Below are 13,788 nucleotides of genomic sequence, written 5' to 3' on the forward strand. Positions count from 1 at the left end.
CAACGAGGCTAGCAATTTCGTCCGCCGAGGGACTGTTGGAGGCCGATTCCATGGCAATTTACCTAAAATGTGTTCTCTAAAACTCCCAGCCTTCCGGGCTGCACGTCTCCTATTGTAAATCCCATGTCAATTTGAGCCCAGGCCAATCTTCCCCACAAACCCGGTCATGCACCCGCCCCTTAACAAATGACAATCCACGCTTGACAGCATTGGTCTGGGGCGTTAAGACTTCAGATGTGTCCGAGGTGATTCGGTCCGGCTTCTGTCGGCACCGAATGAACAGGGAACTCCGGTGCAATTCCGGGACGGTCCAGCCGCTGTGTGCTGCTGAGCAACCCTTCGACGAAAAACCTTCGATAGAAGATTTTTCTTAGCGGAGTTGCGATCGATTACTCCTTCTATTGAAGTGCCATTGTTCGCTGCCATTGTTTTTTAGGCACTGCGAATGAGAAGGTTGATGGGTAACCGATTGAGGCAGCGAGTCAGAAGACCTACCTCGCGCGAGACGATTTTTGCCTTCTTGGATTGAGGCGATCGTTGCAAGTCTTTCTGCTTTCATGACGAAGTAAATTTGCTTTGTTCGACTCAGAAAGCGTCCTGTGCCCATTCGCTGTCACCTTTACTTGAAAAATGGAACCCAACAATGTTTGACAAACGAACCCTACTCATCGGATCGCTGGTCCTTGTCGCCGTCGCCTCTCGTTTGCTACCCCATCCACCCAATTTCACCGCACTCGGTGCTGTGGCCTTGTTTGGCGGTGCATCGCTAACGGGACGACGCTGGGCCTATGGATTACCATTGTTGGCAATGCTACTGAGCGATCTGGTGATTGGATTCCACGGCTGGGCTCCGGTTGTTTACGGCGCCATGATGGTTTACGTTTGGCTCGGTCGCCGCGCCGGTTCGTCGTCGACCCGCGTGATCGGTGCATCGTTGTTGGGCTCGGTCGCATTCTTTGTCATCACCAACCTCGCCTGCTGGTGGAGCATGTATGACCACTCGGCAGTTGGTTTGACGGCATGCTTCGCTGCGGCGATCCCGTTCTTCGGGTTCACGCTCGCAGGCGACTTGGTCTTCAGCGGAGTGCTATTTGGAGCAATGGCAATGGCTGAAAAGTTATCGCCGAGTCGTTTCGCACCGAGCCTAAGCTTGGGCTGTTAATGTCTTTCCGTTGAGTCTATGCGAGAGCCCTGCGCGGCTCTCGTTGCTCGACGATGAGAATGCCTACTCGTTTTTCATGCGATTGCGAGTGATCCAAACGCTACAAGGGGCGTGCCTCAATACGTAGCGAGTTGTACTGCCCAAGAGGAACCGACTCAGGGTGTTGCGTGGTGTTTCGCCAATCACAAGCAAATCGATGCCATTCTCTTCGGCGAACTTGACGATCGCTTCTCCCTCGTGTTCGCTCGCGAATGAGTGAGGCGTCACCGTTGGAGCGATGTCGATCAACTGATCGGTAGCCCGTTTTAGGTTTTGCTGACAGCGAACCGCTGTATCGCTGTCAGGCCGTAGCTCTCCGAAAAAGTTGTCCAAATGGGGGGCGATCGTTAGGACATGGAAATCGCTACCCGTTTTCCAGGGGATATCGGCGATCTCCTCCAGTGCTGCCTGTGCCGCATCGCCTCCGTCGTATGCCAAACAAATCCGAATCGGTCTCTCGGCATGGTCAAGCCCGGTTTCCCTGACAACCAACACACTGCATCGAGCGTGTGTGGCGACCTCATCACTGACGCTTCCCAGTAAAACACGGCTTATCTGTGACACGCCCGTCGCACCGACAACGATCAAGTCCGCACCGCACTGGTTCGCGGCTTCAATGATCGCTGGGCCGACTCTTCCCTCCTTCATGATGTGCTTGACCGTTGCATTCGCTCCATCAAACATCTCCGCCACTTTTTGGTAGTCCTTTTCCGCGTCCGCTTTCTCGAGCGCATACGCCTGTTCCGACAGAACACCTGCCGAGAAACCACCATAAACAACCGCCCCCTCCGTGACGGTGACGACGTTTAAGCTAAGTGGTTGTCCATGGGGCAAATGGGCCAGCAAACTGGCTGCCCGCTCGGAAGCTTTGGAACCATCGGTGGCCAGTAGTACTCTTTGCATGATCGTCTCCCGTTCATGTGCTGAAGCAAGAACCATGCCCCTCTCCATTGCAAGCGAGATGCCAAAGGTCGAAACGCGGTAATCGATCTGTGTAAACCCACTTAGCCCGTGCGGGTGTGCGCAGTGGTGGTCCAATTTGTCACAACTGTGACTGCTTTTGAACGCCATTGCGTCAAGACCCACTACCGCTAGCCCGGATGATTCTTGTGATGCGTCGTCATTTGAGTAGCTCGTTCGAGCCCAAGAGTTTGTGTGAGCCCTTGGAGAAACACGCTGCGAATAATCCGGGCTAGGCGCAATGCCAATCGCTGGGCACCCCTAGGCCTCTATTTATAGGCCTCTACTTCCAAAACCTCTTCCACGGCGTCGAATAGATGAAACGAGACCACATCGATGCTTAGCTGTACCTCGTCGCCAACGTTGAATCGAGCTTCACCGGTACTTAGCGTCTCCAGGAAAACGCTTCCGACTTGGACTTGCGCATGGCGCTGGCCTTGATAATGTTTGACCCAAGTACATTTCCCGCAAAGCACGATTTCGCCCGATGCTTCCCCGGTTGATGCCGGTACGCTTGATTTTGGCAGAACTCCAACCGTGATCGATTCGGGACGAATACCGATCATAACGCTGCGTGATTCCGTAGGGGGTTGTTTTTGCGAGTGCGGAACAATCCGATTGCAATCTGCGCCCAATTGCAGGCAGAGGTGATCTTGCTCCAGCCGGCCTTTAACCAAATTGATGGGAGGAACACCAACCGAGCGTGCGGCGGCGATCGAATTTGGATGGTTGTAGATATTCTCAGGCGTATCGATCTGGGTGATTTGACCTCGATCCATAATCGCGATTCGGTCTGCCATCCGCATCGCTTCCTGACCGTCATGGGTTACATGAATCGTCAATCCTGGGCTCTCTTCATGCCACCGTCTTAAAACATGTTGTAGCGTGTGGCGAGACGAAACATCGATGGCTGATAAGGGTTCATCGAGCAACCGAACGCTTGCTTGGCGGACGACCGATTTCGCGACGGCAACTCGCCTCAATTCGCCGCCGCTAAGCCGATCAACCCGCCTCTCAAGTAGGTGCACGATCCCAAGCCGCTTCGCGGTTTCTTCGATTCGGCGATCGAGTGTGCGGCGATCGAGTGTTTGGCGATTCGCAAAACAGAGGTTTCTCTTGACCGTCATGTGCGGATACAGACCATCATTTTGAAAAACCATCGAAACGTCTCGATGACGGGCGATTTGTTTGGTAACGTTCTTGCCGTCGATCCAGATTTTGCCTCGATCAGGCGTTTCCAATCCCGCGATCAACCGCAGCGTCGTCGATTTACCACAGCCACTTTGTCCAAGCAGCACCAAGTACTCACAATCAACGGTCTGAAGGTTCAACTGGCGGAGTATCGGTTTGCCACGAAATGACTTTTGGAGATCGGCAAGGCAAAGCTTCGGCATAAAAGGGCAGCAATTGAGGAGTTTTGTCGGTTTTTCTGTTTAACCGTAGCCCAAACAGACCGCGTCGATGCGTTGCAAAAGGCGGAGCCCGCTGGGCATGCGGTCAATCACGGATTAAAACGGAGTTTTTGGCGAGAGATGCTTTGCAGCGATAGAAAACGCGACCTACGATTCCATTGATCGATCTCTACGTCCAATATCCTAAGGCTTTTTTCAGCCCATGTCGCGTCCAGGCTCCATTTCCGTTTCGGTCGATCGACTGCGGCCCGGTACGGTTTGTAGTCACCCGATCGAGGATGCTTCAGGCATCCTGTTGCTTGGCAGCAACACCCGTATCACGACGCGCGTGATTGACGGACTTCGTGACCGGGGGGTCCATTCGATCGAAATAGACCCCAGCGATTTGGATCGATTGACCGGTAACGGTCATCCCAAGACCGCCACGACCAAGGGTCGATCCTCCAAGGGCGAATCGAACGAACCCTGTTTTTCCAGTGTTTGGGTGCCCAACGTTGCCGTGAAAGATCTGTTGGTTGATCGAATCGATGAACCGCTCAGCGACAAACGAATCGAAACGCTTCACAAGGGCGTGGCTGCTGCAAAGAAACGATTCGACCAGCTTGAACAGATCATTCTCGATCATCAGGTTCATTCGATCTCGGGATTTGCAACGATCTCGGACGCTTATGCTCGCTCGATGGTTGATGACCATGATCAAACCGTTGGAGTGATGGGTGTGCTATCGCACGGCAATAACGATCTCAGGCAGCGAGCGGTTTGCTTGTCAGTGCTGGGAATGTCGATTGCAATTGAAATGGGACTTGATGGTCCAGCAACATTGGACGTGGGGTTGGCGGGACTACTTCATGATGTCGGTTTGATGTTGATGCCCAAAAGGTTTTCGGATCAAACGAGTTCCTTATCCGATGAAGAACGGTGGGAATATAGCAAGCATCCGCTGATGGTAAACGACTGCCTTGCCAATTTAAGAGACATCTCCTCCGCGGTACAAATCGCTATCCAACAAGTTCACGAGCAATATGACGGATCAGGATTTCCGAGAGCACTCCGCGGTCCACGAATCCATCTTTACGCTCGAATACTGAATGTGGCCGATGCCTACTTGCAATTGACGTCAGCATCGACGAACCGATGTGCTATTTTGCCACACGATGCTTTGGGGGTGATTCTGCATCACGCCGCTCGGGGTATCTTTGATCCGCAAGCGGTCCATGCATTTTTGAAAGTGGAAACGATGTTCCCGCTCGGCAGCAATGTCGAATTAAAAAATGGCGAACAAGCAACGGTTATTCGCCGCAGCCCCGCCGGCTATGCCACCCCCATTGTGGTTGATTCGCAGGGTGAACGGATTGCGGTCACCGAGTCCAACCCGATCGTACGGCCGTTGCCATCGACTCGTGTCGAAGAGATGCGTATTCCGGTCTCTCGTATGCAGACGATTGAGTGGAATTTGGCAGAACAAACCTTATTGATTTGATCCGTGGTTCTTGCATGAAACCGCCCGATAGGTTCTTGTAAGAGGCATCAAAAAAACCTCAAATCCTATCAAGCCAATAACGATGAGCCAATTTCGAAGCGAACGCGATTCCATGGGCGAAGTCCAAGTGCCCGCCGATGCCTATTACGGAGCCCAAACCCAACGCGCGGTCGATAATTTTCCGATCAGTGGGTGGAGGTTACCTCCGGCAATGATTTCGGCGATGGGATTAGTGAAATATGCTTGTGGTGTTGCCAACCGCGATCTGGGCAAGTTAACCTCGAGCGGCAAGAATCCTCTCGACGATCCCCAGGTGGAAGCGATGTTATTGGCATGTGAAGAGATTGCCGCGGGGAAACTTGGCGATCAATTTCCCGTCGACGTGTTTCAAACGGGATCGGGCACCAGCAGCAACATGAACGTCAATGAGGTGATCGCCAACCGAGCGACTGAATTGGCAGGCGGCAATCGGTCCGATACGGAGAAGCTTGTCCATCCAAACGATCATGTCAACATGGGGCAAAGTACGAACGATACCTTTCCTACGGCAATCCATGTCGCCACCGCTTTAGAAATCGAAAATTCACTGTTGCCCGCTTTGCGGGGTATCCATACCGCGTTGGCTGAGAAAGCGGCTAAGTGGGACAAGGTGATGAAAATTGGTCGTACTCATTTGATGGACGCAACCCCGCTCAGGCTTGGTCAGGAGTTTAGCGGATTCGCCCGCCAGATGCAGCTTTCCATTTCACGAGCGGAAACGGCTCGCGATGCCGTCCTCGAACTTCCCGTTGGCGGGACGGCTGTCGGCAGCGGTATCAACACGCATCCACAATTTGGGCACCGGGTTGCGATGGAGCTGGCCAAGAAAACCGGGATTCCCTTCATCGAAGCGATCAATCATTTCGAAGCCAATGCGGCACGTGATGCACTGGTTCAATCCCACGGCGAACTCAAGTGTATCGCGCAAACTCTGTTCAACGTTTCCAATAACATCCGCTGGCTTGGCAGCGGTCCACGGTGCGGATTTTATGAAATTCAACTGCCGAGTCGGCAGCCAGGAAGCTCAATTATGCCTGGCAAAGTCAATCCTGTCATGTGCGAGTCGATGATGCAGCTCTCGGCGCGCGTGATGGGAAACGATACCGCGATGACAATTTGCGGCGCAGCGGGCAGCAATTTCCAGCTAAACATCATGATGCCGATGATGTGCCATACCATTCTGGAATCGATTCACCTGCTTTCAAGTGGCACGGATTCGTTCGTCGAGTTCTGTCTCGATGAGATGGAAGCCAACGAGGCTCAATGTGAAGCAAGCGTCGAGAAAAGCTTGTCGATGTGCACCAGTTTGAACCCGCTAATCGGCTACGAACAAGCCGCCAAGCTAGCGAAAGAAGCCTTCAACACAGGGCAAACCATACGTGAGTTGTGCCGTGCCAACGGAATTCTTCCTGAGGATACGCTGCGAGAAGCACTCGATCCATGGAAGATGACCGAGCCCCAAGAGTAACGTTCGAGTGTTGTCCTTAGCCAATCAAGATGGCTCAGGGAATCGCTCAAAGGCGAGTGCTTCGCCAAAAGACAACTTTAGGATGCTTTTTTGTGGCAGTGGCTTCCAAGCCGCAGAACTGGGGTTGGAAGCTATCGTCACGTTGTACCGCCCCCTGTTGTTTAATCTGGACAAAGCACGAAACCTCAACGCGCCCGCCCTCTAGAAGCCAGCTGGGCTGTTGAATTCAGCATAGTCATCAAACTCACTGTGCCGATCGGGTGCCCGGTCGCTAAACTTCGTGAAGTCACCCTCCCAAGTGAGCGGGACATCCCCGATGGGCCCGTTACGTTGTTTCGCAATAATGATCTCAGCTTGACCGGCATACTGTGCTTTCTCCTCACCGCGATGGTAGTATTCTTCGCGGTGCACAAACATAACCACATCGGCATCCTGCTCGATCGCTCCGGATTCCCGCAAATGACTTAGCCGTGGACGGTGATCCTTGCTATCTTCGGCTTGCCGATTTAACTGAGACAAGCACAGCAATGGAACCTCTAACTCTCGCGCCATTCCTTTCAAGCGTCTTGCGATCTTGGCAACTTGTTCTTGCCGAGGGTCACGCGAATTATCGGGTTCAATCAATTGTAAATAATCGATTACAATCAACCCGAGCGCCCCTTCGCGGCGTTTTATCCGGCGTGCCCCCGCTGCAATCTCGCTCACCGTTCGACTTGGCGAATCATCGACAAACAGCGGCGCTTCGCTAATTTCATTTGCTTTGCCGATCAATCGTTCTCGATCGTCCGACGAAATCGATCCGTTGCGAAGCTTGTGACCATTGACGCGGGCCAACGAGCATAGCATCCGGTCCGCCAACTCGATGCCTGACATTTCAAGTGAAACGAAGAGTACCGGAGTCCGTTGTTCAATCGCAGCGACTTCCGCAACATTCATCGCCAAAGCCGTTTTTCCCATCGACGGACGCGCGGCCAAGATGATCAGTTCACCATTGTGTAGCCCGCCAGTCATCGCATCAAAATCGGTGAAACCTGTTTCACAGCCGCCATCGACATGCTCGCCACTCATGCGAGCTTCCATGCGATCCATCGCCTGGTGCAAAACGTCGTTGAGACTGCTTACGGAATTGCCGCTGCGACCATCCATTATCGCAAATACTTTTTGCTCCGCCTGAGCACAAAGCTCTCGAGCGTCACTCGATTGATCATAGGCATCGCGAAGTATCTCGGTGCTCGATTCGATCAGTTTGCGGTAGACCGCCTTTTCCGTGACAATGCTGGCGTAATAAACCGCGTGAGCTGCATTGGGAACGGCACCCGACAACCTTGCCAAATAGCCTGCACCACCGACTTTCTCAAAATCCCCTTTCGTCCTCAACCGGGAAACGAGCAGCGTGATATCGATCTTCTCACCCTGGTCGTGCATCTCGCGGAGATGCTCATAGATCGTTCGGTTTGCCTCGTCGTAGAAATCGTCCGTTTTTAATGAGGCGATGTCGTCGCACACGATGGGCATCAACAAGATGCTGCCCAAAATGCCCATTTCCGCTTCGAGATCAAACGGCGGTTGTCGCTGCAATATCTCGCTAGCACTAACTGCGCGTTTCTTTTTCTTGTTTTGGTAGGGGCCGTCGTCTGATATCATCGATCCGATCCGTGGCGAAGAAGAGGAGAAGAAAAAAAAACGTAGCCTAGGCTTCCAGCCTGGGAACACGATCCTCCCCAGGCTAGAAACTCCCCAGGCTAGAAGCCTAGGCCACCGGCTGGCAGCCTAGGCCACAGACTACCCGGTTCTCAACAAAGTCTCAATGCGGTCAATCGCCTCGCGGGCGGAAACAGCGTTGTTGCCTCGCCCGATTGATTTTCCGTTGTCTAGCCATTTCTTGACATTTCGCTCTGCCGCGATCGCGGTTGAATGCGATCGGCCCCCGAAATGACCAGCAATTTGTGCGTAGGCCGATGAGGTCAATTGTCGCGATAGATACATTGCCAGCATTCTGGGTTCGCAAACCGCCCTGGCCTGCGACGAGCCGCGCAGATCTTCGACTGGCAATTGGAACGCTTCACAAACCACTCGCTCAATCGAAGCCAGCGATACCGTTGGCTGAGCCGTTCTTAGCAAGTCGCCACCAAATTGCCGAATCTCCTCCATCGTCGGCATCCGCTCGAGCATTTTTTGCAGTGTTGCCACCAAATTGACAACGCCGCTGAGCAGGCGTCCATCGCCAGCCAATTGAGCGTTGATTTGGTTTATCGTCGATTCAGGCCACTCGGCATCACATCGCTGTTCGATCAACCCGCGAAGAACCGACAATCGGGTTGCAGTGTCGAGAGCATGCATGGGACACACCAAGCCGCTCGCCATCCGCCCTATCAATTCTCGCGACAACCCGTCGATCTCAGAAGGGGCTTGATTGGCCGTAAAGATGATCGGCCGGCCCGTTTCGATCAAAGCTTCTACGGTATAAAGCATCTCGCGAAGCGTCGCACTCTTCGAACTCAAGAATTGAACATCATCAATGATCAACGCATCCACATCACGGTATCGTTTGCGAAATGCGGGCAAACCAGAACTACCAACCGACTTGCAAAAATCATTGGTAAACTTTTCACCCGAGATTTGCATCACTCGCCGCATTCGATGGACACGCCGAAATTGATCGGCGATCGCGTTAGCCAAATGCGTCTTTCCAATCCCCGATGGACCATACAAAAACAAGGGAGTCGCGGCTGACGGGTTCTGACATGCCATCATCACAGCCGTATGTGCGAGTTGATTGCACGAACCGCTGACAAATGTCCTTAGCGTCATCATCGCTCGGGCCGCCGCAGCAGGCGACAATGGATTTGATGATGCTTGGCCAGATGTCGCTTCGGTGTCGGTATTGGCCGTTTCGAAATTCGGCAGCCTCGGTTGATCAACGAGTGAAACCGACCGTCGTGACTTCGGTTTGCGGGTGGTTCCCGCACCGGCTGACAAGAGCGAGGAGAGCGACTTTGCGGATTGACGTGAACGGTTCGCAGCTGGTTTTCCAGGCCTAACTTTGCGGCTCGTCAACGTCGCCTTGTCGGCCACGATCGACTCATCCGAATCGATCGCGTCGACTCGATCGATCGAATCATCGCCAAGCGGCAAATTCGGCTGGACCGCGTCTTTTCGTTCCAGCTCCAAAGCAACCCGGTGCGTCGATCCGTAGACCTGGGCCGCAGCCGCTCGGATCGGCTGCATAAAGTTTTGCCGCATTCGGTCGAGAGCGAATTGACCGCTGACCAAAATCACGATTCGCCCCGACGGCGTATCGAATGGATTCGCAGGTTCTCCACCGACCGAGGCCTCCACCGTGTCGCCCTCCACCGTGTCGCCCTCGACCAAGATCGAAACGCCATGATGAAACCACAAGCGAAATCGGTCTGCACCGATACGTTCTTTCAAAGCATCCTTGAATTTTTCGATGACAGCCTTGTCCTCGATGCAGCCTTGCGATGCAGACATATCGGTTGCGCAATCCTCCTTCATGGATATTTCGCGAGCAAAATCTTAGCGACAAGTGGAAAGCGTCGTCGCGACGCTTTTGTGTCGAGCGAGAGGCCAGATTCTATGGTTGCTAGCAAACAAGTCAAACGCATTTGGGCCTTCTCTCTAAACTTTTCTTTGGGGGCTTCAAAAGGGAGCGTCACAACCCAAAAAAGACCACGATACGGCATCTTAATCCTTTCTTGCCGAGACCAATCGTCGCAGAAACTCAAATCGGTAGGTTGGTGGATAACATGTTGGTAACAAAACGCCCATCAAATCTTCATCACGGAAATAGGAACGCAAGTGTCTACAAGACAACTACTTGCGGCGACGCAGTGGACCGTTTCTTGCTTTTCTAGGGGGCGCCCAACATGTCGGCAACCTCGAGCTTTTTCACCGCGACGGTTTCCTTTAACATGCACCTCATCCCGAACGCATCGTAGACTCGCCGGGCGTAGACGTTTTGGCTATCAACGGCCAAAATCAGCCGTCTTGCCCCCAGCTGCTTAGCCGTTTCAATCACCCCGTTCATCAGCAACCTACCCAAGCTACCACCGCGGGCCTCGGGGACGATACCCATGTAAACCAGTTCAGCAACGTTGACACCTGCTTGCTCCGCAGGATGCAGGGCCAGTATCAGCACCCCCACGGGGTCTTTTTTCGCGTGATCCTTCGCGGGATACAGCCGGAACCAGGCTTCGGGCGCGAACGCCGCCGATTGCTGGTAGCCCAACAATGTTTGTTTGGCCGATCGGTAGTGGAGAAGGATCGGGCAATCGAGCGTATCCACGTAGGTTCGCTCGACGAGTGACGCAAAGTGATCTTCGTTCACCAGCAAACCACCGTCCCATTCGGTTTGCTGAAATGCCAATTTTGTATTCGGCGAACTCGCGGAGGTCGGCGGCGGCGAAATGGTATCGAAATCGACCGTCAGGTAATCGAGGTCGGCCGCCCATTCGAATCCCAGCGCGTCTCGCCAGCTTTCGGTCTGCTCGGCTGCCTCCGACAAGTCGTCCACATCACTTGCCCACTGCAAAAAACGGATGCCGCGTTTGGCGAGCGTTAAATCGAGCCGCGTCTGAATCGCGATGGCGGTATCGCGTCGCACGGAGTCGGGCAGCCGATCTCGCTCGACCAACCACGCGGCGTGCAAAAGCGTAGCCGCGTCGTTGGCAGGTGCGGCGCCCTTAACCGCTTGGGGGATCGCGGGAGCAATGACAACCGCGGCCGCGATGTCGCGTTCCTCCGACTCATCTTGATCGCGGTAACTTGCCAGGATGATCAGAATCCCCTCCGCGTTTCCATCATCAATCCAGTGTCGCAATTGGTCGACAACGATCTGGCCTCGAGCAATCGAGATATTTTGCAAAAGTTTCGGCAATAACCCGGGCAACGAGTCGAGCGTCATCCGGCGTGTTTGGATCGTTGACATGAACTTGCTTTGCTTATAGGTAAGGCTGGCCCGCTAAAATACGAGGGTGGATGTACACACGAGCGCCCGCAGGTTTTAGCCCCCGTCGGAATACCCGTCAACGTTCGCTACCGTCGTTTACGCGTCTGCCTACTTCCTTTCCCGATTGGACCTAAGGGGTGTGTCAAGGTCTCGTTTTAGAGTTTTTAGAGTAGTGGACGAGGTAACGAGTCCTTTTGGACCGCTGTGCAGTATGGGACTCGTAACCTCGTCCACTACGACCAACCCCAATTTTTGATCGGGACGCAGCACTTGCCTCTTCTCGTCAGCCCATGTGGCAATTTTGAAGAAGTTGGTTCGCCTCTAGCACCCGAATAGAAAGCAAGCGCGTCCGTTTCGAAATCACCGATCGTGGCCTCACCGATTTTGGCTGCGCGGTTGATTGGATCAATTAGCACAGTAGCGATGCCGGCGTCGTCATCTTTGCCGACGAACATGCTCCCGTACCAAGGATGCGGAAGAATCGTCGAGCGTGATTTTGCGGCTCTTCCAAAATCCGTCGGCCCATGCTTCAATGTGCGGAGAACGACGGCCACTTGGACGAACCGCTTTTTATAGGTTTGATGCCTCGTTTGAAGATTGCTTCTGAAGTGCGTTCGTAGCGGAGGTCGTCTAGACATTCGACGAGACAAGGAATGGGCCCAAACCCTCGGCGAGTTTTGCTACGGGTGAAGCTACGGGTGAAGCTACGGGTGAAGAGGAACGGTACGAAAAATGAATCATTGTCATCACACGAATCACGATCATGCCGGTCATTCACACGGATTAACCCGCAGTGACGAGGTAGCAGCAATTCCCGATTCAAGGCTCTTATGGGCAGTCGTACTGAATCAAATTTTGACCGTTGCTCAAGTGATCGCGGGTATTGTCTCGGGCAGTACGGCATTGCTTTCCGATGCCGCTCATAACTTTAGCGATGCCAACGCGCTACTGATCGCCTACGCAGCCCGACGCATCTCTCGAAGAAAAGCAAACGCGGATTACACCTTTGGCTATCGCCAGGCAGAGATGATCGGCGCATTGATTAACCTTACGTTGCTTGGGACCATCGGGATCTACCTTGTATACGAAGCGATCCACCGCCTCGTTGATCCAAAGGAAATCATCGGATGGTTGATGGCTGCCACTTCGGCATTGGCGTTGGTCATAGACCTTGGTACGGCGATACTCTTGTGGGCGATGAGTCGTGGGTCGCTGAACGTGCGTGCTGCGTTCGTTCACAACCTCGTCGATGCTTTCGGTTCGCTTGCCGTTTTGGTCGCCGCAGGTGCAGTTATCTGGTTGGATTGGACTTGGGTCGATCCAGCAATCACGTTGCTGATTGCGGCTTACATCCTGTACCAAGTCTACACGTTGATGCCCCAGGCCATACGCGCCCTGATGCAAGCCGCCCCGTCTGATTTAGACATGGACGGTCTGATCGAGAATGTCAATGCGATCAAAGGCGTTGACGGTATTCATCATGTTCACGTCTGGCAACTCGACGAACAAAACGCTGCACTTGAAGCGCATGTCGTCATCGCTGCGGACCAAGCAATCGAGTTAGAGTCGATCAAGGGTTGTATTAAAAAGATGCTCGCTGAACGACACGACATTGACCATTCGACGCTTGAGTTTGAATTGGAGGGCTCGGCGGCACACTGCTGCCTCGAGACCAGAACCATTGTCACTCATTGACTCGGGGCATCGATGCGATGGCCGCGATGAGAGAGCATTAGAATTGCAACCGCTGTGACTTGGATGGCTGCGATCATCAACGGTGGGATTCGGCGGACGGTGCTCAATACCAGCTGCAGCCATTTCGGTTCGCTGGCCTGCTGCGTCGCGATTAGTTCGCTGATCGATCGATTGGCACCAAAATGGTTCGGCATGGTCCAGTTCGATGTGTGCTCCCATCCGCGGTTCGTCCGTCGCCATCCTGAAGGTGGTACGCTCCGCATCGATTCAACCTGCTCTTCAGAGTAGCTTGCGATCTGTGCTTGCGGGGCGGAGATTGCCCCGTGGTCGCCCGATCGGCTCCCTTGAAATCCGCCAGCAAAGATCAACGTCATGAAAGCGGCGACGACTTTGGTGTTGGTCCAAAGTGCTCGATTCAGCAGTTTGAGGTTTTCGGCGTCGATCCATATTCTTGTCATGCTCCGACAACGATGCAAACAGCGATCCAGCAGCCCAGAGAACGCGGTCCCATCGCCAGTAAGTCTGTTCCGGTAAACACGTTACGAAAAGCATAGCAAAATGAGA

Annotated in this window: 10 protein-coding genes and 1 riboswitch; of the genes, 4 read left to right on the plus strand and 6 right to left on the minus strand. The window is 53.6% G+C overall.

What is annotated here, in order from left to right; translation table 11 throughout:
- The first annotated feature begins 226 nt into the window (after positions 1-226).
- Positions 227-513, plus strand: a riboswitch (cobalamin riboswitch).
- A gap of 130 nt (positions 514-643) precedes the next feature.
- Positions 644-1,162: a DUF6580 family putative transport protein gene (locus Q31b_RS14435; protein WP_146600366.1), complete on the plus strand. Its 519-nt coding sequence runs from the start codon at positions 644-646 to the stop codon at positions 1,160-1,162.
- Positions 1,163-1,225: 63 nt separating this feature from the next.
- Here the strand turns inward: Q31b_RS14435 and Q31b_RS14440 are convergent, their stop codons facing one another.
- Positions 1,226-2,104, minus strand: a complete 879-nt coding sequence (locus Q31b_RS14440) for a universal stress protein (protein ID WP_197171533.1) — start codon at positions 2,102-2,104, stop codon at positions 1,226-1,228.
- Between the two features lie 326 nt (positions 2,105-2,430).
- Entirely contained in the window at positions 2,431-3,492 is a 1,062-nt protein-coding gene (locus tag Q31b_RS14445) for an ABC transporter ATP-binding protein (RefSeq protein WP_231617574.1), read from the minus strand.
- Between the two features lie 283 nt (positions 3,493-3,775).
- On the opposite strand from Q31b_RS14445, the gene Q31b_RS14450 reads away from it, so the two are divergent.
- Both Q31b_RS14450 and Q31b_RS14455 read left to right on the plus strand, forming a co-directional pair.
- Positions 3,776-5,053, plus strand: a complete 1,278-nt coding sequence (locus Q31b_RS14450) for an HD-GYP domain-containing protein (protein WP_146600369.1) — start codon at positions 3,776-3,778, stop codon at positions 5,051-5,053.
- An 82-nt stretch (positions 5,054-5,135) separates the two neighbouring features.
- On the plus strand, positions 5,136-6,560 hold the full coding sequence (locus Q31b_RS14455; RefSeq protein WP_146600370.1) for a class II fumarate hydratase: 1,425 nt from the start codon (positions 5,136-5,138) through the stop codon (positions 6,558-6,560).
- A gap of 201 nt (positions 6,561-6,761) precedes the next feature.
- Here Q31b_RS14455 and dnaB read toward each other — a convergent pair whose 3' ends face one another.
- The 3 genes from dnaB to Q31b_RS14470 form a co-directional block, all read right to left on the minus strand.
- Entirely contained in the window at positions 6,762-8,204 is a 1,443-nt protein-coding gene (gene dnaB / locus Q31b_RS14460) for a replicative DNA helicase (RefSeq protein WP_146600371.1), read from the minus strand.
- Between the two features lie 138 nt (positions 8,205-8,342).
- Positions 8,343-10,076 (minus strand): DnaA/Hda family protein, encoded by a 1,734-nt coding sequence (locus Q31b_RS14465; RefSeq protein WP_146600372.1) that lies wholly within the window; start codon positions 10,074-10,076, stop codon positions 8,343-8,345.
- 355 nt (positions 10,077-10,431) lie between these two features.
- On the minus strand, positions 10,432-11,508 hold the full coding sequence (locus Q31b_RS14470; protein WP_146600373.1) for a GNAT family N-acetyltransferase: 1,077 nt from the start codon (positions 11,506-11,508) through the stop codon (positions 10,432-10,434).
- Positions 11,509-12,261: 753 nt separating this feature from the next.
- On the opposite strand from Q31b_RS14470, the gene Q31b_RS14475 reads away from it, so the two are divergent.
- Positions 12,262-13,224, plus strand: a complete 963-nt coding sequence (locus Q31b_RS14475; RefSeq protein ID WP_146600374.1) for a cation diffusion facilitator family transporter — start codon at positions 12,262-12,264, stop codon at positions 13,222-13,224.
- On the opposite strand, the gene Q31b_RS14480 is transcribed toward Q31b_RS14475, so the two are convergent.
- Positions 13,218-13,682, minus strand: a complete 465-nt coding sequence (locus Q31b_RS14480; RefSeq protein ID WP_146600375.1) for a hypothetical protein — start codon at positions 13,680-13,682, stop codon at positions 13,218-13,220. The genes Q31b_RS14475 and Q31b_RS14480 overlap by 7 nt on opposite strands.
- Positions 13,683-13,788 lie beyond the last annotated feature (106 nt).

Origin of the sequence: Novipirellula aureliae (genome assembly GCF_007860185.1) — a bacterium.
GTDB lineage: Bacteria > Planctomycetota > Planctomycetia > Pirellulales > Pirellulaceae > Novipirellula_A > Novipirellula_A aureliae.